Here is a 20,154-nt window from a genome sequence, read left to right as displayed (position 1 = left end):
TCCCCGGATCTCCTCCCCCCGGGGGGAGGCAGGCCGTGCGCGCGGCCCTCGGGAGCAGTGGCGCTCTCTACAATGGCGCCATGACGGGCGGCCAGCCGGAATGGGTGATCCGCGAGGACGCGGCGATCCCCGTACTCGTCGCGCTCTACCTGCGTCAGGTGTGCGGCATCCGCGCTCCCGACGAGGTGCCGCCGCTGCGGCGCGTGCCCGCGTACGACGACATCCCTCGACCGGCGGACGACCAGTCGCTGCTCGAGCGGGAGTGGCGCGAGTTCTGGGCGATGACGGTCGAGCCGTTGGCCCACCCGTCGCCGGTTCCGCTCGAGCTCGTCGACGGCTTCGACGACCTGGTCGCGCTGCCGACGGGCCGTGCGGACGCTCTGCGCGAGGCCATCGCTCCGCACGCATCCGCGGCGGTCGAGTTCGCCCGCCTCGCCCACGCGCGCTACTCGGGCGAGCAGACCGCCCGACCCGGAGTGTCCTATCGCGCGTATGCGAGCGCGATCGCCGAACACGAACGACGCGTCGGCCGTCGGGCCCACTCGTTCGAACTCAACGTCCAGGTGCTGCCGCTCGCGCAGCGCGGGGTCTGGTGGATCGGCTCACTGACGGTCGCGGTGACCGACGGCCTGCGCAGCGACGTCGTCGCATTCGACACCGCGATCCACCCGATCATCGCCGAGCTGGCCTGAGCCGGCGGGCGCGGCACAGTCGCATCAAAAGCGGTAGCGCTCCGGAGCCTGCGATCGCGGCGGCGTCGCGTCAGGGGCGGTAGCGCTCGTGGTCGACGGCAGCGTCGCGTCAGGAGCGGTAGCGCTCGTGGTCGATGGCGACGTCGCGGACGCGACGGCCCACCACGCGGTCGAAGATGAGCGCCGAGATCGCGCCCAGGGTGGTGCCGATGACGACGCAGACGAGGGCGGTGAAACCGAAGACCTGCAGCTGCGAATAGACGACCTGCGTATAGGGGCTGATGTCGGCGCCGTCGATCGCGACCGTGAGGATCAGAGCGGCGAGGATGCCGAGAAAGGCCCCCGCGGCCAAGAACACGCCGTAGTTGGGGGCACGACGAACACGCAACGTGACGATCTCTTCGTGCACGAGGGGCGTGCGGTCGGGGGCGGGCTGCTCAGCCATACGACCATTCTCCCACCGACGACGCCGGAACGGGCCACCGGTACCACGCCGTCGAGATCACGGCCGCAGCGGCAGCAGCGCGCTGAGGTCGGCGCGGACGCCGGACGCGACGATGCGGCCCGCAGCCGCGGCATCCGCCCACTTCTCGGCCCCGGTGGCGACGGAGATCCAGGTCGCCGCGTCGGTCTCGACGACATTGGGCGGGGTGCCGCGGGTGTGCCGCGACCCCTCGACCACCTGCACCGCGCCGAAGGGCGGCACGCGCATCTCGACGGAGTTGCCCGGCGCCTTCTCGACCAGCAACTGCAGCAAGTAGCGCACGGCGGTGGCCGTGGCCGTGCGGGGCGCGTCGCCGGCGGCCACGGCGGCGAGCGCGGCACGACCGTCTCCGGTCTCGATACGGCGGGGAGGCATGGCATCCACGGTACGCCCCCGCGCGGCTCGGGCGACGGGTGCCCGGCGACCGCTCGGTAGGCTGGCCGCGTGAGAATCCTGGTCCTCGGTTCGGGCGCGCGCGAGCACGCCATCATCCTCGCCCTGCGCTCCGAAAAGGACTCGCACGCGATCTTCGCCGCCCCGGGCAACGCCGGCATCGCGCGCGACGCCCACGTGGTCGATCTCGACGCGAACGACCCGGCCGCCGTCTCGGAGTTCGCGCTGACCGAGTCGATCGCCCTCGTCGTGATCGGTCCCGAGGCTCCGCTCGTCGCCGGAGTGGCCGATGCGCTGCGCGAGCGCGGCATCCCGGTGTTCGGTCCGGGCAAGGCCGCCGCACAGCTCGAGGGCTCGAAGACGTACGCCAAGCGCATCATGGATGCCGCGGGCGTGCCGACCGGCCGAGCGGTACGCGCGCACGATCTCGCCGGTGTCGAGGCGGCGCTCGACGAGCTCGGCGCCCCGCACGTCGTGAAGGCCGATGGGCTCGCCGCGGGGAAGGGCGTGATCGTCACGTCCGATCGCGCCGCCGCCCTCGCCCACGCCGAGACGTACCTGCCGACCGGTCCGGTGCTCATCGAGGAGTTCCTCGCCGGCCCCGAGGTGTCGCTGTTCTTCCTCAGCGACGGCGACCGCGTGCTGCCCCTCAGCCCCGCGCAGGACTTCAAGCGCCTGCGCGACGGCGACGAGGGCCCCAACACCGGCGGCATGGGCGCGTATTCGCCGCTGCCGTGGCTGCTCGAGCGCTTCGGCGGCGAAGAGGAGTTCGTCGATCACGTCACCCGTGAGGTCGCCGAGCCCGTGATCCGGCAGATGGATGCCGAGGGCACCCCGTTCATCGGACTGCTGTACGCCGGGCTCATCCTCACCGAGCAGGGTGTGAAGGTCATCGAGTTCAACGCGCGCTTCGGCGACCCCGAGACCCAGGTCGTGCTGCCCCGCCTGCTCGATCCGCTCTCGACGCTGCTGATGGCCGCGGCCTCCGGAACGCTCGAAGACCAACCGCGGCCCGCGTTCGCCGAGGCGACTGCCGTCACGGTGGTGCTCGCCAGCGAGGGCTACCCCGAGGCGCCGATCACCGGCCGTCCGCTCACGGGGCTCGACGAGGCCGAAGAGGTCGAGGGCGTGCACGTCGCCCACGCCGCGACGATGCTCCGCGACGGCGATCTGCACGCCACCGGCGGCCGCGTCCTCAATGTCGTGGCCCTGGGCACGACGTTCCGCGAGGCGCGGTCGGCGGCGTACGACGCCCTGAGCCGGATCGGCCTCGAGGGTGGGCAGTACCGCACCGACATCGCGGCCCGCGTCGTCGAGGACTGACGCGCGCCCGGCTGCGGCCGTCCCCCGGGCCGACCCGGGGTGTCCGACGGCGTCGGCGCTCCGATGATCATGCGGGGCCGCCCCCTGCGGGAGCGGGTCGAGGTCTCACCGGATGCCGCGGGGACCTGGCCCGCGCTGGTCGACGGGGCGCGTGCCTACGTCGACGAGATCACGCCTGAGCCTCGAACGATGCGGATGCGTTGCCTGGTCGAGCGTGCGGGCCGACTCCCCGACGGCGCCGCCTTCGCCGGCGATGAGGTCTTCGACGGCTGAGTCCGCACATCGCGTCGAAGGCATCTCGTCAGCCCGGCAGCCTCATTCCCTCGTGGCACGCATCCGCTCGATGTCGTCGACGAGACCGGCGGCCCCGGGTGCGGCGGCGATCGACCTTCCGATGCGCCGCGCGTTCGCCGCGTACTTCGGATCGGCAAGGATGCGCTGGACCGCGGAGCGGACGGCATCCGGGCTCGGCCGACCCGTGCGGAGATTCACCCCGACCCCGGCGTGCTGCACGCGAGCGGACGTCTCGACCTTGTCCTCCGAGTCGCCGGCGATCACGATCGGCACACCGTGACGCATCGCGTGGTGCAGACCGCCATAGCCACCGTTGGTCACGAGCACGCTCGTGCGCGCGAGGAGTTCGTCGTAGGGCAGGTATCGCGCGGCGAACGCGTTCGCCGGCAGTTCGGGCAGCGTCGACAGCTCACGACCGCCCGTGGTGACCGCCACCTGTACGGGAAGGTCGGCCAGCGCCGCGACGGTGGGGAGGATGACTTCGCTGTAGTCGGTGTTGGCGACGGTCCCTTGCGTCACGTGCACGAGCGGGAGCTGCGCGTCCAGATCGGCGAACCACGACGGTACCGGGGTCGGCTCCGTCGCGGCCGTGTCCATGGGGCCGAAGAAGCGGAGATTCTTGGGGGCGTCGCTGCGGGGATACTCGAACTCCGCCACGGTGAACTGAGCGAGCAGGTCGCTGCGGGAGAGCACGTCCATGAAGAACGCTCCCGCCAGAGGCGGCGCACCGACACCGGAGAGGAAGACGTCGAGTGAACGGTGGACCGGACGCAGAACCGCTTTCGCCGTCACCCCCAGCACCCGATTGCGGGCACGATTGAGCACGGACCGGCGCAGCGGCGTGATGCCCAGCCCGTACGGGGCGGTGTCGCGACTGGAGAATCCCGCCGGACCGATACCGCACATGACGGTCAGCGGCCGAGCGGCCCGCGGTCGACTGAACAGCGTCTGCACGCCGAGGAACGTCATGTCGTGCAGGACGACGTCGGCGGGCTCGTCGCGCAGGATCTGCTCGAGGGCCGCGGCGGCCGGGGCGGCCGGGTCGACGAAGGCGCGCTCGACACCTCGGTTGATGGTCGCGAGGCCACGGTCCCGTTCGTCTTCGCCCGCACCGATCCCGTCGAGCGTGTCGGCCTCGGCGGGAAGCGGGAGGAACGTGACGCCGGCGCCTTCGACCATCCCGCGATAGCGGGATCCGGTGAGCATGCGGACGCGCCACCCGCGTCGCCGCAGCTCTCGGGCCACGACGAGCAGGGGGCCGACATGGCCGACGGCGGGCATGCTGCACAGCAGCGCGGATGAGGTCATGACGGTCTTTCCGAGAGAAGACCCTCCGCGCCGGGGGCGGGGGCCTCGACGGTGACGCCGAGGTGATCGGCGAGATGGAGGAGTTGCGAGATGAGCCACGATCGATAGGCCGTGACCTCCCATCCGCGGGAGACCACGAAGTGCGTCCACGGATCGGGGCCGGTGAGCAGCCCGAGGATGTCGGCGCCGCGGCCGAGCTGGTCGTCGCGGATCCGGCCCCGCTGGACGAACCACCCCGCCGCGATGGTCATGTCGCGATGGCGCCGCATCTCGAGGTCGAGGTAGGCGGCGCGCACCTCGGCGTCACTGTCGGCGGCGGCGAGCATCGCCCGCACGATTCCGGCCGAGCGCTGGTTCGCCTCGATGAGGAAGTCGACGTAGCGGGCGATGGCCGTGCCGGTGTCGGGCTCGCCCATGATGGCGACGAGCGCGGGTCGCTCCGCGAGGGAGTGCCGCCCCTCGTCGCCCGCGAAAGTGCGCTCGAAGGCGGCGATGAGCAGGCCGTGCTTCGGCCCGTTGAGGTGCACCGTGGGAACGGAAACCCCTGCCTCGGCGGCGATCGCCTTGATCGAGGTCCCGACATACCCGTCTCGCACGAACAACCGGGCCGCCGCGTCGACGATGTTCGCGCGCGTGGCGGCGGCATCGGCTTGCCGTTGAGGGGAGTGGTAGCTGCGCGGCACGGGAGAACGCTACTCGGCCGCCGTGACGGTCGCTCGGGCGATCAGGATGCCGGCGACGATCTGGGCACCGGTGGAGAAGAAGTACATCGTGTCCGTCACCGCCTCGACAGAGCTGGCGTTCACGGTCACGCCGAGCGCGAATCCGACGAGCGCCAACGCGAGGATGGCACCCCGGGCCGCACCTCGCAGGACCCCGGCTCGAGCGATCACGATGCCGCCGATCAGGAGGAGCACGCCCTGGACCGCGCTCATCGCGACCAGGAACGGCGCGAGCCCTGCGACGGGTTCGACGTCGGGCCAGAGATAGGCGGTGATGAGGTAGATGCTCTGGTTGGCCAGGAAGAACGCACCGAACCCGAGCAGCGCGACCTTGCCGAGCGTGGACGACGCGACGGCCCCGCGTCCGTCGCCGCGCCCGAGGGCGAGAGGGAACATCGCCGCGACGTGCGCCAGTGTGCTCGTGAGGAACAGCGCCCAGAACGCCGCCGCCGCGACGGGCGAGGTGGCGACGTCGGTCCCGATCTCCAGCGCCGTGGCCGCGGTGAGCAGCACTCCCCCGGTGACGATCAGCGTGCCGGCGGTGCGGGGCCATGAGGCGCGACCGTCGGCCGTGACGGCCGACTCCATGGTCGTGGCGGAAGTGGTCATCGATGGCTCCTGAACGCGGGCGGTGGGCGGTGAGAATTTCACTATAGCGCCGTATAAATGAATATGGGAAGACTCTCTCGTCGCACACCTCCACCGGACCCGTCCCCACGCCCGGAGGAACGGAAAAGCCGCCGCACCCGAGGGTGCGGCGGCTTTCGCGTTGAGGCGGGTTACTCACCCGCGGCGGCAGCGGCGGCCGGCCGCGCAGCCGGCGCACCCTCCGCCGGGGCCGCGTCGCGCGGAGCGCCGTGGGGACGCAGCATCGCGGGGCGTCGCATGAACAGCACGGCGACGAGACCGAGCAGGATCACGCCGATCGGGAGCAGAAGCGACTGCCCCATCGCGGTCGAGAAGCCCTCGACGATCTGCGGAGGAAGGGTTCCGCCGCCGAAGCTCGCCCCGGCATCCCCAGCTCCGGGCAGGTTCGCCTCGAGCCGCGCCTGCATGAAGGCGGCGATGGATGCCGAACCGATCACCGACCCGACCGTGCGGGTGGTGTTGTAGATGCCCGCACCGGCGCCCGCCTGCCGCGGCGGCAGGTTGCGCGTGGCGGTGGTGGCGAGCGGCCCCCAGATCCCGGCGTTGCCGACGCCCATGAGGGCCGACGGGATCAGGAACGCCCAGATCGGGGCGTCGCCGAAGATGAGCGCGGCGTACAGCGCGAGGGCGCCTCCGACAAGCAGCAGCCCGGGAACGAGCAGGAAGCGCGGGTCGGTGCGGTCCAGGAGCTTCCCCGCGAACGGCGCCAGGACGCCCGAGAGGATCGCGAGCGGAATGAGCAGGAGCGCCGACTCGGTCGGAGTGAGGCCCCGCGCGAGCTGCAGGTAGAACATCTGCGGCAGGGCCATGCTCGTCACGGTGAAGCCGACGGCGGCGATCGCGAGGTTGGCGATCGAGAAGTTCCGGTCACGGAAGAGATCGAGCGGCACCAGGGGCTCGGTCTTGCTGCGCGCCTGCGTCCAGACGAAGAGGGCCATGACGACGACGCCGGCGGCGACCATCGCCCAGATCCAGGCCGCCCAGTCGAAGTGCTCGCCCTCCTGCAGTCCGAAAACAATGAGGAAGAGCCCTAGGGCGCTCAGGGCCACGCCCACGAGGTCGAACTTGTGGGACGTCTTGGGCAGTTGCGGCACGAGCACGACGGCGGCGACGAAGCCGATGATCCCGACGGGGATGTTGATGAAGAAGATCCACTCCCACCCGAGGCCGTCCACGAGCAGGCCGCCCGCGAGCGGGCCCACGAGAGTGGCGACACCGGCGGTCGCGCCCCACAGCCCCATCGCCGCACCGCGGCGCTGGGGCGGGAAGGTGCGGGTGATCACAGCCATGGTCTGCGGCGTCATCAGTGCGGCACCGAGCCCCTGCACGGCACGGGCGACGATCAGCACCTCGAGCGAGGAGGCCAGACCGCACGCGAGCGAAGCGAGGGTGAAGATCGCCAGACCCACGAGGTAGATGTTCTTGGGGCCGAAGCGGTCGCCCAGGCGTCCGGTGACCAGCAGTGGCACGGCGTAGGTCAGCAGGTAGGCGCTGGTCACCCACACGACGTTGTCGAGATTGTTGGTCGACGGGTCCAGGGCCGCCTTGATGGCCGGGTTGGCCACCGAGACGATCGTGGTGTCGACCAGGATCATGAAGAAGCCGATGACCAGAGCCCAGAGGGCCGGCCAGGGGCTGCGTTCGGGGGGAGCGGATGCCACGGAGGCGGCGCGGGAGTCGGTCATGCGAGGGTCTCCTTCGAGACACGGAGTCGTTCGAGGTGGTCGGTGGATTCGTCGACGACCCAGGGCAGGGTGCCGTTGACGAGGGCCGTGCGCAGGGAGTCCTGCCAGGCGAGTTCGGCGTCGAGGAGAACGGCCTGCCGCTCGACCTCGACCATGTACTGGTGCGGGACGGCACGGTCGCGGGCGCGAGAGAGCCCGTCGCGGTGCACGTCGCGTGAGGCGACGAGGAGGTCCCGCCGCCGGTCGAGGAGCGCGACGACCTCGTCGCGCTCGAGGTTGTGGGCTTCGGCGAGCGCGACGCGGAAATCGCCGGGCCGGTCGATCTGCGGAAGCTCGGCGCGCACCCAGGCGTCCACGGCTTCGCGTCCGGCGTCGAGCAGCGTGTACGTCGTGCGCTCGGGGCGGTTTCCGTCGCGGTCGACGCCGACCTCGGCGATCAGCCCCTCGCGTTCGAGGCGACCGATCGTGTGGTAGATCGTGCCCTTTTGCAACGGAACGAGACGGTCGTCGCTGCGGTCGCGCAGGAGCCGCATGATCTCGTACGGGTGCATGTCGCCCTCGCGCAGGGTCGCGAGCAGCACGACCGCGAGCGGCGTGAGTCGTGTGGGTTGCCGCATCCACCCCTCCATGGTCCGTGTCGACTAGTCCACACGGACTATACCGCACGGCGGAGAGGTGAGGGGCGTCGATCGGGTAGACGGCGAGTGTCCACGACGCGCGGGCCGCGGAGGGCGGCATCCGCGCGTCGTGGACACAAGGGAAAGGGGGAAACCCCGGTTACGACGCCGGCACGTCCTGCTCGGTGTCGTGGGAGGCCGCGGGGCGGCGCCTCCACCACGCGGGCAGGCCGAAGATGCCGCGCTGGTTCGCCTCCTCGACCTCGAGGCCGTAGTGCTCGCCGATCTGGTCGCGCAGCTGCGCCCGCTCGACCTTGTCGTACGCCTTGAGCTCTCGACGGAACGCCACGACCGTCGCCCAGCAGATCGCGAGAAGCACGAGGCTGAACGGCAACGCGATGCTGATGGCCGCGGTCTGCAGCGCCGAGAGACCGCCCGCCACGAGGAGCGCGAACGCGATCACGGCGGTGGCGAGGGTGAAGAACACGCGGACCCAGCGCTTCGGCTCCTCGTCGCCGCCCGTGGCGATCATGCTCATCACGAGCGCGCCGGAGTCGGCCGAAGTGACGAAGAAGATCCCGATGAGGATCAGGAACCCGACCGTGAGGAACACCGAGCCCGGCACCGTCTCGAGCATCTGGAACAGCGCCGTCGACACGTCGACCGTGCCGTCCGCACCGATGAAGGAGGCCGAACCGGTCAACTCCGCGTAGATCGCCGAGCCGCCGAGCACCGTGAACCACAGGATGCCGACGAGCGTGGGCACGAGGATCACGCCGGTGACGAACTCGCGCACCGTGCGACCGCGCGAGATGCGCGCGATGAAGATGCCCACGAAGGGCGCCCACGAGATCCACCAGCCCCAGTAGAACGCCGTCCACGCCCCCTGCCACGCGACGCCCGCGTCGCCGGTGTAGGCGCTCACGGTGAACGAGAGACCGACGAAGTTCTGGATGTAGTTGCCGATGGACTGCACGACGTCGCGGAGCAGGAACTCGGTGGGCCCGGCGAACAGCAGGTACAGCATGAGGACGCCCGCGAGGACGAGGTTGATGTTCGACAGCCACTTCATGCCCCGACCGACGCCAGAGAGCACCGAGAACAGCACGAAGCCCGTGATGATGCCGATGAGGATCGCCTGGCTGATGATCGACGGCTCGACGACGTTGAGGAAGTCGAGGCCGGCGCTGATCTGGATGACGCCGAGGCCGAGCGAAGTGGCGACGCCGAAGAGTGTGCCGACGAGCGCCGCGACGTCGATCGCGTTGCCCCACCCGCCCTGGACGAGGCGGGCACCGAGGATCGGCTCGAGCGCCCAGCGGATCGTGCGCGGGCGCTTGCGGCGGTGGAAGGCGTAGGCCAGGGCGAGTCCGATCACGACGTAGATCGACCACGCGTGCACGCCCCAGTGCAGGAACGTCTGCGACATCGCCTGCTGCGCGAGCTGCGTCGGGGTGCCCTCCACGCCGGGACGCGGCGACGCGAAGTGGCTGAGCGGTTCGCTGACGCCGTAGAAGACCAGGCCGATGCCCATGCCCGCGGCGAACAGGAGCGCGAACCACGACATCGTCGAGAACTCGGGCTCGTCGTCGTCGCTGCCGAGCTTGATCCGCCCGAAACGACTGAACCCCATGGTGAGCGCGAACACCACGAAGAAGGCGGCGATGAGCACGTAGTACCAGTTGAACGCCGACACGATCGCGGTCTGCAACGTGCCGAAGGCCGCCTCGGCGGCGGACGGGAAGATCAGGGCGAACGCGATGAACGCGAGCGCGATCGCGGCGGCGGGCCAGAACACCCAGCCGCGCAGAGTGCGGTGGGAGCTGCCTGCGTGGGGGTCTATGGATACCTCGGTGTCGGGTTTCGCCTCGGTCATCCTTCAACGGTAGCGAGACGCCCCCGCGGGGCACGGGGGCGGGCGCCGAGCGCGGCGATATGGGAAAATCTCCGCCGGCGCGACCGTCGGCGCCACGGACGACCGCGATAATGAGCGGGTGAACCCCGCTCCCCCTCTCGCGCTCGACGGCTGGCGCCACGTCTACTCGGGCAAGGTCCGCGACCTCTACGTCCCCGCTGACACCGCCGACGGCGCCGCTCCCGCGCACCTGCTCGTCATCGCGAGCGACCGGGTCAGCGCCTTCGACCACGTCCTCGAGCCCGGCATCCCCGACAAGGGCGTGCTGCTCACGACACTGAGCCTGTGGTGGTTCGACCGGCTCGCCGGTGCCGACGGGGGTCGTGGCATCCCGAATCACCTGGCCGCCGATCACGTGCTCCAGGGCGATGAGGCGAAAGAGCTGATCCCGGATGCCGTGCGCGGACGCGCGATGCTCGTGCGGTCGCTCGACATGCAGCCGATCGAGTGCGTCGTGCGCGGCTACCTCACCGGGTCGGGCTGGGCCGAATACCAGGCGACGCGCACGGTGTGCGGCATCCCGCTGCCCGAGGGGCTCGGCGATGGCGACCGCCTGCCCGAGCCGCTGTACACCCCGGCCTACAAGGCGCCGATGGGTGAGCACGACGAGAACATCACGTACGAGCGCTCCGTCGAGCTCGTCGGCGCAGAGACCGCCGCCGCGCTGCGCGATGCGTCGCTGGAGATCTACCGCCGCGCCGCAGCGACGGCCGAGGAGCGCGGGCTCATCCTCGCCGACACCAAGTTCGAATTCGGCTTCGACGCGGCGGGTGTCCTGACGCTCGCCGACGAGGTGCTGACCTCGGACTCGTCGCGGTACTGGGATGCCGAGGCTTGGCGCACCGGCACGACCCCCGCCGAGCGCATGGCGAGCTTCGACAAGCAGATCGTGCGCGACTGGCTCGCCGCGAACTGGGACAAGCAGGGCGTGCCCCCCGCCCTCCCCGAGGACATCGTGACGCGCACTCGCGCCCGCTACGCCGAGCTGCTCGCCCGCCTGACGTCCTGACCCGGGTGCACCGGGTGCACCGGGGTGCGCCAGATCACGTGATCTGACCGAACGTACGCGTCACGACGCGCGATAAGCCGTACTCTCGCCGAGATCACGTGATCTGGGCGACATCACCCCCCTCGAGGAGACACATGTTCCGTTGGAAGCTGCACGGGAACGGGCGCACCGTCGCCCCGGGCGCGGTCGTCGCCCCGGGCGAACGCCTGAACTGGGGCGCGACGATCGCGATCGGGATGCAGCACGTCATCGCGATGTTCGGCGCGACGTTCCTCGTGCCCGTACTCACCGGGTTCCCGGTGTCGACGACGCTGCTGTTCTCGGGCGTCGGGACGCTGCTGTTCCTCCTCGTCACCCGCAACCGCCTCCCCAGCTACCTCGGGTCGTCGTTCGCGTTCATCGCGCCGGTGACCGCCGCCACCGCGACCGCGGGGATGGGCTCCGCCCTCGCGGGCATCGTGGCCGTCGGCATCCTGCTCATGGCCATCGGGTTCCTCGTGCAGTTCGTCGGGCTCGGCTGGGTCGACAAGGTCATGCCGCCCGTCGTCGCCGGCGCGATCGTCGCCCTCATCGGCTTCAACCTCGCGCCCGTCGCGTGGTCGAACTTCGAGAAACAGCCGCTCCCCGGCACGATCACGCTCGTCGCGGTGATCCTGTTCAGCGTGCTGTTCCGCGGGTTCCTCGGGCGTATCTCGATCTTCCTCGGCGTCATCGTCGGCTACGTCGCCACGGTGCTGATCCAAGCGGCCACGGGTGAGCAGCTCATCGACTTCGCCGCCGTGGAGGCCGCCCCGTGGGTCGGGTGGCCCACGTTCGAGGTCGCCGACTTCGCCTCGCCGCAGACGTGGTCGGTCATCGCGATGTTCCTCCCCGTGGTGCTCGTGCTCGTGGCCGAGAACGTCGGTCACGTGCGGGGCGTGGCGGCGATGACGGATGCCACGGCCAACCGCTCCACCGGGCGTGCGTTGATCGCCGACGGCGCCGCCACGACCCTCGCCGGCACGTTCGGCGGCTCCGGCACCACGACGTACGGCGAGAACATCGGCGTCATGGCGGCGACGCGGGTGTACTCCACGGCGGTGTACTGGGTCGCGGGTCTCACCGCGATCGTGCTGAGCCTCTCGCCCAAGATCGGGGCGGTGTTCAACACGATCCCGGCCGGGGTGCTCGGCGGCGTCACAACCGCGCTGTACGGCCTCATCGGCATCATCGGCATCAAGATCTGGGTCGACAACCGCGTCGACTTCTCGCGGCCCGTCAATCAGTACACCGGCGCCGTGGCCCTCGTGCTCGCGATCGCCGGATTCACGATGCAGTGGGGCGACTTCCAGCTCGGTGCGATCGTGCTCGGCTCGGTCGCGGCCCTGGTCATCTACCACCTCGGCAACGCCATCGCCCGCGCCCGCAAGACCGGCGCCGACGACGGCGGCCCCATCCCCGCGGTGGGTCCGCTGGGCGGCGACCCGTCCTGACGCCCCGGGGCGCGGCATCCTGCGCCGAGCGCCCACCGCATACATCTCTCTCCAAAAATCAGGGTCGCCCAATCAGTTGATTGAACTCTGAGATCACAGCCGAGATTTCGGCGGGGACTTGGGAAGCAGGAATGGACTTAGCCAGGCTCTGAACATTTAGCGTTCGATTGCCGCCTCTGCTCAGCTCGCGATTAAGCGCCTTGATCACAAGTTTCGCATCCACCGTTGATATACGACCATCTTCCGTAGCCCACAATGAGTTGAACTCCTTGGCCGAATTCTCAAGGATTGTTTTCATGGAGTGCCCTTCTGCACCCCCACCCTTCAGGCGACGCTCGTCAAGCCGCTGCGCCTGGAGGGCAGTAGCCGCCTCGTCACGCTGGCCCTCGATCGCGGAATCAAGTAGATCGGTCGCACGTGACTGCGGCACGCCTGCCACCTTCGCAATCGCAGCGGAATCCAGGACATAATTCTCGATCTCGCGCCGCGCCCAAACATGCACCCTCGCGCCGCTTGTCCGAACCTGGGCGAGTTCCGTATCGATGGCAACCTGGCTGCGCAGGTCACTATCCAGAATGATGAATGACGCCACGTCCCCGCCGAGCGCAGCCATCGTTTCCGAAAATGCGCTTGCGCGCCAGTTCTTACTAAACCCACCCAAGGGAACTGTCGCATAGTTCTCCGAGGTCGCAACGGCCGGAATGCCGAGCGTCCGCGCGAAAACGGCGATGACCGGGGCATCGTCACCTTCAACAAACAACACGGTGCGACTTCGCAGAGCGCGACCGACCCCCAGTTCGTAGCCGCTCCCCAGTCGACGCCCCAGGAGTGCCAAGGCACCGTCAGTTCGGGGCCGCTCAGCCGAGCGCCGCGCCCGATCGATCCACACTGCACTTCCCGGGTCAGCCTCGGCCAAGATTTCTACGCTGTGAGTCGCGAGCACAGATTGCTGCGAGGAGGAGAAGAGAGCCCGAGCTAGTCGACGCTGAAGATCTGGGTGAAGAAAGACGTCTGGCTCGTCCAGAATGATTACGTCAGCGGCCCTTTGTATCCACATGTGATATAGCGCCTGCAACCATATCTGGATTCCGTCGCCTGCCCACGCGATCTCGCGCTCATTGCGCGAGCTCTCCTCCTCGTAGAAGAGATCAAAAGCGTCATCCTTGTTGCCGTAGGAACGGCGGATCGACAGGTTGCTAACTTCAGGCGTCCGCTCGTACACGAACGAGCAGAAATCCTGCCACTCATCCTCTGACAGCCGAAAGAGCGCGTTGCGAAAGTAGCGCGGCGCCCGCCGGCTACCCGCGTGTCGGCGCAGAGTGTCGTCCATAACAAAGGACTCGTGCTGGTCCAGAGGGGTGAGAGTCGGAACGATCGAAATTGTCGGAACTAACGTCTGAGCAATCGTCCGGGGCAAAATGTTCTTCCCAGGAGGCGAGATGACGGACAACACACCCGAGGGTTCGGGCCCGTCGGCGTCTTCGGCTGGGGCCCATGAGGCAATCACGCGAGCTCCGGAACTGCAAGACACCTCGATACGGGTCTCGGAGTTGCGGAAATCGTGACGAATGTTCTCTAACGCAAGCGCAGAGATGTCAATGGCTGCCGCGGATATGGGCCAACCGCGAACCGAACGCCCTTCGACGGCGCCGACCGTCGTAGGCGCCGTTCGTCGCGCGGCGGGAAGCATGGCAGAGATCAAGCGCAGCGCGCCGAGAGCCGTCGACTTTCCTGCGTTGTTGGCGCCGATCAGAACGTTCGCCCCGCGCAAGGAGATCGAATGCCGCTCGAAACCCTTGTAATTGATCAGCTTGAGAGACTTCAATGATTGTTTAGCCATGATTTCTACCCCCTCCCAGGATCATCTCGAGTAGCAGGTTGAGTAAGCGGTCGACTCGCCCAATGAACGCACAAGAAGCGAGCGAGTGGGGCGACTTCCAGCTCGGTGCGATCGTGCTCGGCTCGGTCGCGGCCCTGGTCATCTACCACCTCGGCAACGCCATCGCCCGCGCCCGCAAGACCGGCGCCGACGACGGCGGCCCCATCCCCGCCGTAGGTCCCCTGGGCGGCGACCCGTCCTGATGCCCCGGGGCGCGGCATCCGTCGCCGAGCGCCCACGAAACGGCGTTCGGCGACTTCGCGGGCTTCCGGCGGCGGGGCGCAGCACACGCGGTGCGGAGCCGCAAGCCGGTTCGCGGGGGCGGTGGGCCTCGGTAGCGTCGGCCATCCCGGCGACGGCGCCCGCGCGCCCCGCCATCGATGACGAGAAGGGCATGCTCATGGCATCCGACACCGATCCCTCGCAGGCCGCCGCCGACGAGGACTCCTACGAAGGCGCCGACGTCGAGGTCTCGCCGACGGACGGCGAGCCCAAGCCCGGCGGCCTCGGCGCCGACGGCACCATCCCCGACGCCCCGAACGGCGTCGCGGCCGGCCACTCCGACAAAGCGTCGAACTTCAACCCCGAAGAGGACTGACGGCGCCGCCGCGACCCGCGCCGAGCGCCCACGTCCGCGCCGAGCCCCCACGTCCGCGCCGCGCCCGCGGAAGGGACGCCCCGAACGTGGGCGCTCGACCGGATCGTGGGCGCTCGCGGTCCGCTCAGCCACGTCCCGGTAGAATGGTCGAGGCGTGTCGGGAAGTCTGGTCGACGATCGTGTCGATCGACCCCGAATGGATGCCATGACAGAGAACGACGTCCGCGCGCCGCGCTGGCCCGGATACGCCGAAGTCCACCGCGTCACCACGCTGCTCCGCCGCGAGTCCGTCGGCGGCATGCTGCTGGTGATCGCCGCCATCGCCGCGATCATCTGGGCCAACTCCCCCGCCTCGGACGCGTACTTCGCCCTGCGCGACTTCCGCTTCGGGTACGAGCCGTGGCACCTCGAGCTGAGCGTCGGGGCGTGGGCCGCCGACGGACTGCTCGCGATCTTCTTCTTCATGGTCGGTCTCGAGCTCAAGCGCGAGATCGTCGTGGGGAGCCTCCGCCGCTTCAGCACGGCGATCGTGCCGATCACCGCCGCCGCCGCCGGCGTCGCAGTGCCCGCGCTCATCTACGTCGCCGTGGTCTCGTCGCAGCCGAGCCTGCTGGCCGGCTGGGCGATCCCCGCGGCGACCGACATCGCGTTCGCCGTGGCGGTGCTGGCGCTCGTGGGCTCGCACCTGCCGGGTCCGCTGCGCATCTTCCTGCTGACCCTCGCGGTGGTCGACGACCTCATCGCGATCGCGATCATCGCGCTGTTCTACACCAGCGACATCTCCCTGCTCCCTCTCGCGATCTTCGCGGTGCTCGTCGCGGTCTACGGCGTCATCGCGCACCGCGGCCGCGCCTGGTTCGCGCGCACGCCGTGGGGCGCGTGGGTCGTGCTGCTGCCGATCGGCTTCGCCGCGTGGGCGTTCCTGCACGCGTCGGGCGTCCACGCCACGATCGCCGGTGTCGCGCTGGCCTTCACGATCCCGGTGGCGCCGTCGAAGCGGAAGCCCGAAATCCGCGGGATGGACCTCGCCGAGCAGTTCGAGCACCGCTTCCGCCCCCTTTCGGCGGGCATCGCCGTGCCGATCTTCGCGTTCTTCGCCGCGGGTGTCGCGGTCGGCGGCGGCGAGGGTCTGGCCCGCGCCATCATGGACCCCGTCACGATCGGTGTCGTCGCCGGTCTCGTGATCGGCAAGCCGCTCGGCATCCTGCTCGGCGTGCGCGTGCTCACGCTCGTCACCAAGGTCCGCCTCGACCCGGCGCTGAAGTGGATCGACCTCGCCGGCGTGGGCCTGCTTGCGGGCATCGGCTTCACCGTGTCGCTCCTGATCGCCGAGCTCAGCTTCCCCGCGGGTTCGGAGCACACCGACGACGCGAAGATCGCGATCATGGTCGCCTCGCTCCTGGCATCCCTTTTGGCGGCCAGTGTGCTGCTGGTGCGCAACCGTCGCTACAAGCAACTCACCCTCGCGGAGGACGTGGATGCCGACGGCGACGACATTCCCGACGTGTACCAGCAGCCGATGCCCCCGAAGGGCCGCCCCTCGGCTTGACCCTCACGCGGCGTGAGGCCCGAGCCTGGAGGCATGAGCGAGTTCTCCGACGCCTTCGAGACCAGCCCCGTCCCGCCGCCCGGACCGGATGCCGTGGCTCCGCCGCTGTTCCGGGGCATCTACGGGATGCCGATGTTCGTCACCGTCCCGACGCGCGATCTCGCGGCGTCCGTCGACTTCTGGACGCAGGGGCTCGGTTTCTTCGAGCTGTTCGGCATCCCGGGTCGGATGGTGCACCTGCGGCGGTGGGCGTTCCAGGACGTCCTGCTGGTCACGGCGGACGGTGACGCGGGCGCCTCGGGGACGAGCGTGAGCTTCGCGTGCGTGCTCGATCAGGTGCCCGAGATCGTCGCCGCGCTGCGGGACGTCGGCGTCGAGGCCGTCCCGACCGACAGCCCCTGGAACACGCGCGACGTCGAGGTGCGGACGCCGGAGGGGACCCGCGTGATCTTCACGGCGGCGAAGGTGTTCGACCCCGAGAGCACCGAGGGGCGGAACCTCCGCCGCGTCGGGATCGGCAACGGCGACGGCGACGGCGACGGCGACGACAATGGGCACCATGAGTGAGCGGGGCCTGGCCGTCGGCGAGACCGCCGCGCGCCTGGGTGTGACCGTGCGGACGCTGCACCACTGGGACGAGATCGGCCTCGCGCGGCCCGCCGCCCGCTCCGCGGCGGGCTACCGTCTCTACACGGACGACGATCTCGAGCGCCTCCGCCGGATCCTCGTGTACCGCGAGCTCGGCCTCGACCTCGAGGCGATCCGCACCGTGCTCGACGAGCCCGGCGGCGACGTCGCCGCTCAGCTCCGGGTCCAGCGGGCCCAGCTCTCCCGGCGCGTGGAGCAGCTGCGCGACCTCGACGACGACCTCGCCCGCATGATCGCGGCGCAAGAGCGCGGCATCCTGCTGTCCGAGGAGGAGCAGACCGCCGCCTTCGGTCCCGACTGGGACACCGCGTGGCCCGCCGAGGCCGCCGAACGCTACCGCGGGTCCGAGCAGTGGCAGCAGTACGCCGAACGCTCGGCGGCGCGCACCGCGGGCGACTGGGCGGAGGTCACCGCGACGGTCGCGGCGCTCGACCGGGAACTCGGCGACGCCCTGGCATCCGGAGTCCGCCCCGGGGAGGCCGCCGCGAACGCCCTGGTCGAACGCCACCGCGAGGTCGTCTCGGCGTTCTTCCCGGTCAGCCGGCAGATGCAGGTGTGCCTGGGGCGGATGTACGCCGCCGACCCACGGTTCACGGCGCACTACGACGGGGTTCGGGAGGGCCTCGCCGTGTGGCTGCGGGACGCGATCGACGCGAACGCCCGCGTGCACGGCGTCGATCCGGACACCGCGACGTGGGAGTGAGCGTCAGCCGTAGATCTGCGCGGCGATGTCGGACAGCCAAGCGCGCGCGTTGACGTTCACGGTCTCGAGGTAGATCCACACGTCGTCGCGCGCGACGATGACGTCTTCGCTGTCGGCGGCGTCACCCGGACGCGCGCAGTACTGGGCCCCGAAGTCCTGCGCCGCCTGACACTGGTACCCCTCGGATGCCAGCCCCGCGATGCCCTGCGTCACGGCGGCGTCGCTCGCGGTGCTGACGATCAGCAGGACGGCGGCTGCCTCTTCCTGGATCCAGTTGCACGACAGGACGGTCGTGGCATCCGCGGGGGCGGGGCGGACGAAGCCGTCGGCGTGCTGGGCGGTGAGTGCGCCGACGGTCTCGGCGCGGCTCGTCGCGGTGCCCAGATCGTCGCACGATGCCGGGATCTTCGACGCCACGCTCGCCGCCGTCTCCGACACGGAGGGGGTGGGCGTCGGGCTCGGGACGACGACGGTCACCGACGGGGTCGAGGTGGCAGAGGCCACCGGCGTCGCCTCCTCGGGAACGCACCCTGCGAGACCGGCGACCGCGATCAGTGCGGCGGCCGCGACGAGGCTTCTCCAACGACGCATGTCATCCTCTCGGCGCCGGCGTGGACTCGGGTATCCGCGCGGCGCTGCGCTCAGGGTAGCGTCTGGCCACCGCGCGCGCCGCGAGGGATGTGCTCGATCGCCCGCCGCCGGTCAAGCCGAGGCGCGCGGGACGATCTCGATGGGCAGGATCGCGGAGTTCGGGGTCGCCCGCCCGGCGAGCACGTCGAGCAGCATCATCGCCATATGGCGCCCCTGATCGTGGGAGGGCTGCCGAACCGTCGTGAGCGCGGGCACGAGCGAGGTGGCGACCGCGGAGTCGTCGAAGCCGATCACCGCGATGTCGCGCCCCGGTTCGTGTCCGTGCTCGCGCAGCGCCGTGTATGCGCCGCGGGCCATCAGGTCGCTCGCGACGAACACCGCGTCGGGGAGGTTCCCGGATGCCAGGATCCGGCGCATCGCGGCGGCACCCCCGACCTCGGTGAAGTCGCCGTCCTCCGCGGCGGCGGGCTCGAGCCCGGCGTCGGCGAGGGCGTCGCGGAAGCCCCGGAGGCGATCGATCCCCGCGGGCATGTCGGAGGGACCGGCCACCGTGGCGATACGCCGGTGTCCGCGGTCGAGGAGGTACTGCGCCGCGGCGCGCCCGCCCTGCACGTTGTCGACGTCGACGTAGTGGTCGGTGTCGCGCACGCGAGCCGGACGTCCGCCGTAGACCACGGGCACGGCATCCGCGAGCCGGTCGACGAAGGTGTCGCTGGTGTGATGCGAGGCCACGATCGCGCCGTCGACGCTCCCGCTGCGGAGGTAGCCGAGCGCCTTGGCGCTCGCGTCATCGCTGGCGATGAGCATGTTCATGACGTAGTCGGACTCGCCGATCACCTCGCCGATGCCGGCCACGATCGACCCGAAGAACGGGTCGCCGAAGAACCGGTCGGTGTCCTCGGGGATGACGAGCGCGATCGCGCGCGTCTGGCGGCTCGCGAGCGAGCGCGCAGCGCGGTTGGGGACGTACTGCAGTTCCTCGATCGCACGGCGCACCGCTTCGAGGGCAGAGGGCGAAACGGCGGTCGAGCCGTTGACGACGCGCGAGACGGTCGAGCGCGAGACGCCCGCTCGAGCGGCCACCTCTTCGATGGTGGCGGCACCGCGCGTGGGAGCGAGATCCATCGGTCTCCTCCCGGGTTCAGACACGACCGCGTGCGCCGGATCACTCCCGGCGACGTTGTGAGCGTACTCCCCCGGCGTCATGCGGGTCTGTCACGCCGTGCTTGGTGAACGCGTCCCTGAGCGCGCGTCCGGACGGGAATCCGGCCATCTCGGCGATCTCAGCCAGACCGAGGCCTCGTTCGGAGTCGACCAGAGCCGCCGCGAGGCGCAGCCGGTGAGAGCGCAGCACGTCGCCCGGCGACTCCCCGTGCACGCGGAAGGCCCGCTCGAGACGCCGTCGCCCGGTGCCCAGACGCAGGGCCACGGCATCGATCGTGAGGTCGCGCCGCGCAGCCTCGGCCTCGAGGATCGTGCGCGCCCGCTCGTAGAGGCGGTCGTAATCCTCCTCAGCCCGATCCCGTGGCATCCGGGGTCCCGATCGGGCCAGCGCCTCGGCCCGGACCGCGGCGATCAGTGCCTGCAGGGATGCCGCCACCGCCAGGGCAGCGCTGATTACCCC

21 protein-coding genes and 1 pseudogene are annotated in these 20,154 nt (G+C 70.1%); 10 read left to right on the top strand and 12 right to left on the bottom strand.

Annotated elements, in window-relative coordinates; translation table 11 throughout:
- The first annotated feature begins 80 nt into the window (after nt 1-80).
- A complete protein-coding gene (locus FE256_RS13865; RefSeq protein ID WP_138176623.1) occupies nt 81-692 on the top strand; it encodes a zinc-binding alcohol dehydrogenase in 612 nt (203 codons plus the stop codon).
- 109 nt (nt 693-801) lie between these two features.
- Here FE256_RS13865 and FE256_RS13860 read toward each other — a convergent pair whose 3' ends face one another.
- Both FE256_RS13860 and FE256_RS13855 read right to left on the bottom strand, forming a co-directional pair.
- On the bottom strand, nt 802-1,137 hold the full coding sequence (locus FE256_RS13860) for a potassium transporter Trk (protein WP_138176620.1): 336 nt from the start codon (nt 1,135-1,137) through the stop codon (nt 802-804).
- Nucleotides 1,138-1,194: 57 nt separating this feature from the next.
- Complete coding sequence (locus tag FE256_RS13855) at nt 1,195-1,551, bottom strand: sterol carrier family protein (protein WP_138176618.1); 357 nt, start codon at nt 1,549-1,551, stop codon at nt 1,195-1,197.
- A gap of 69 nt (nt 1,552-1,620) precedes the next feature.
- Between FE256_RS13855 and purD the strand changes: the two genes are divergently transcribed.
- Nucleotides 1,621-2,892 (top strand): phosphoribosylamine--glycine ligase, encoded by a 1,272-nt coding sequence (purD, locus tag FE256_RS13850; protein WP_138176615.1) that lies wholly within the window; start codon nt 1,621-1,623, stop codon nt 2,890-2,892.
- Between the two features lie 69 nt (nt 2,893-2,961).
- Nucleotides 2,962-3,165: a hypothetical protein gene (locus tag FE256_RS13845; protein ID WP_171024344.1), complete on the top strand. Its 204-nt coding sequence runs from the start codon at nt 2,962-2,964 to the stop codon at nt 3,163-3,165.
- Between the two features lie 42 nt (nt 3,166-3,207).
- On the opposite strand, the gene FE256_RS13840 is transcribed toward FE256_RS13845, so the two are convergent.
- From FE256_RS13840 to FE256_RS13815, 6 genes are all read right to left on the bottom strand, one after another.
- A complete protein-coding gene (locus FE256_RS13840) occupies nt 3,208-4,494 on the bottom strand; it encodes a glycosyltransferase (protein WP_171024343.1) in 1,287 nt (428 codons plus the stop codon).
- Nucleotides 4,491-5,177: a TetR/AcrR family transcriptional regulator gene (locus tag FE256_RS13835; RefSeq protein ID WP_138176606.1), complete on the bottom strand. Its 687-nt coding sequence runs from the start codon at nt 5,175-5,177 to the stop codon at nt 4,491-4,493. The genes FE256_RS13840 and FE256_RS13835 overlap by 4 nt, the downstream gene beginning before the upstream one ends.
- Nucleotides 5,178-5,186: 9 nt before the next feature.
- Nucleotides 5,187-5,825 carry a hypothetical protein gene (locus FE256_RS13830; protein ID WP_138176603.1) on the bottom strand — a complete coding sequence of 213 codons (639 nt, stop codon included), beginning with the start codon at nt 5,823-5,825 and terminating at the stop codon, nt 5,187-5,189.
- Nucleotides 5,826-5,995: 170 nt separating this feature from the next.
- A complete protein-coding gene (locus FE256_RS13825) occupies nt 5,996-7,549 on the bottom strand; it encodes a DHA2 family efflux MFS transporter permease subunit (protein WP_138176600.1) in 1,554 nt (517 codons plus the stop codon).
- Complete coding sequence (locus FE256_RS13820; protein ID WP_138176597.1) at nt 7,546-8,166, bottom strand: PadR family transcriptional regulator; 621 nt, start codon at nt 8,164-8,166, stop codon at nt 7,546-7,548. The genes FE256_RS13825 and FE256_RS13820 overlap by 4 nt, the downstream gene beginning before the upstream one ends.
- A gap of 160 nt (nt 8,167-8,326) precedes the next feature.
- The gene (locus FE256_RS13815) at nt 8,327-10,042 is read right to left on the bottom strand and encodes a BCCT family transporter (RefSeq protein ID WP_138176594.1); all 1,716 of its coding nucleotides are present in this window, start codon (nt 10,040-10,042) and stop codon (nt 8,327-8,329) included.
- A 118-nt stretch (nt 10,043-10,160) separates the two neighbouring features.
- Between FE256_RS13815 and FE256_RS13810 the strand changes: the two genes are divergently transcribed.
- Together FE256_RS13810 and FE256_RS13805 are read left to right on the top strand one after the other, a co-directional pair.
- Nucleotides 10,161-11,090, top strand: coding sequence for a phosphoribosylaminoimidazolesuccinocarboxamide synthase (locus FE256_RS13810; protein ID WP_138176591.1), 930 nt, complete (start codon nt 10,161-10,163; stop codon nt 11,088-11,090).
- Between the two features lie 134 nt (nt 11,091-11,224).
- Complete coding sequence (locus FE256_RS13805; protein WP_138176588.1) at nt 11,225-12,562, top strand: uracil-xanthine permease family protein; 1,338 nt, start codon at nt 11,225-11,227, stop codon at nt 12,560-12,562.
- A gap of 58 nt (nt 12,563-12,620) precedes the next feature.
- Here the strand turns inward: FE256_RS13805 and FE256_RS13800 are convergent, their stop codons facing one another.
- Complete coding sequence (locus FE256_RS13800) at nt 12,621-14,402, bottom strand: ATP-dependent nuclease (RefSeq protein WP_138176584.1); 1,782 nt, start codon at nt 14,400-14,402, stop codon at nt 12,621-12,623.
- 89 nt (nt 14,403-14,491) lie between these two features.
- On the opposite strand from FE256_RS13800, the pseudogene FE256_RS13795 reads away from it, so the two are divergent.
- The 5 genes and pseudogenes from FE256_RS13795 to FE256_RS13775 all read left to right on the top strand — a co-directional run.
- Nucleotides 14,492-14,644 (top strand): annotated as a pseudogene (locus FE256_RS13795) (nitrate reductase); the annotation flags it as partial.
- Between the two features lie 197 nt (nt 14,645-14,841).
- Nucleotides 14,842-15,039, top strand: a complete 198-nt coding sequence (locus FE256_RS13790) for a hypothetical protein (protein ID WP_138176581.1) — start codon at nt 14,842-14,844, stop codon at nt 15,037-15,039.
- A 205-nt stretch (nt 15,040-15,244) separates the two neighbouring features.
- Nucleotides 15,245-16,588 (top strand): Na+/H+ antiporter NhaA, encoded by a 1,344-nt coding sequence (gene nhaA / locus FE256_RS13785; protein WP_138176626.1) that lies wholly within the window; start codon nt 15,245-15,247, stop codon nt 16,586-16,588.
- A 33-nt stretch (nt 16,589-16,621) separates the two neighbouring features.
- Entirely contained in the window at nt 16,622-17,155 is a 534-nt protein-coding gene (locus FE256_RS13780) for a VOC family protein (RefSeq protein ID WP_138176577.1), read from the top strand.
- On the top strand, nt 17,148-17,939 hold the full coding sequence (locus tag FE256_RS13775; RefSeq protein ID WP_138176575.1) for a MerR family transcriptional regulator: 792 nt from the start codon (nt 17,148-17,150) through the stop codon (nt 17,937-17,939). Before FE256_RS13780 ends, FE256_RS13775 begins: the two co-directional genes overlap by 8 nt.
- 3 nt (nt 17,940-17,942) lie before the next feature.
- Here the strand turns inward: FE256_RS13775 and FE256_RS13770 are convergent, their stop codons facing one another.
- The 3 genes from FE256_RS13770 to FE256_RS13760 all read right to left on the bottom strand — a co-directional run.
- Nucleotides 17,943-18,530: a hypothetical protein gene (locus FE256_RS13770; RefSeq protein ID WP_138176572.1), complete on the bottom strand. Its 588-nt coding sequence runs from the start codon at nt 18,528-18,530 to the stop codon at nt 17,943-17,945.
- 111 nt (nt 18,531-18,641) lie between these two features.
- Nucleotides 18,642-19,655, bottom strand: a complete 1,014-nt coding sequence (locus FE256_RS13765) for a LacI family DNA-binding transcriptional regulator (RefSeq protein WP_138176569.1) — start codon at nt 19,653-19,655, stop codon at nt 18,642-18,644.
- Between the two features lie 40 nt (nt 19,656-19,695).
- Nucleotides 19,696-20,154, bottom strand: a 459-nt coding sequence (locus FE256_RS13760; RefSeq protein ID WP_138176566.1) for a helix-turn-helix domain-containing protein, incomplete at its 5' end; no start/stop codon positions are given.

The organism is Microbacterium sp. 5K110 (assembly GCF_005774735.1).
In the GTDB taxonomy this organism is placed as follows: Bacteria; Actinomycetota; Actinomycetes; order Actinomycetales; family Microbacteriaceae; genus Microbacterium.
This window is presented reverse-complemented; position numbering and strand designations above follow the sequence as displayed.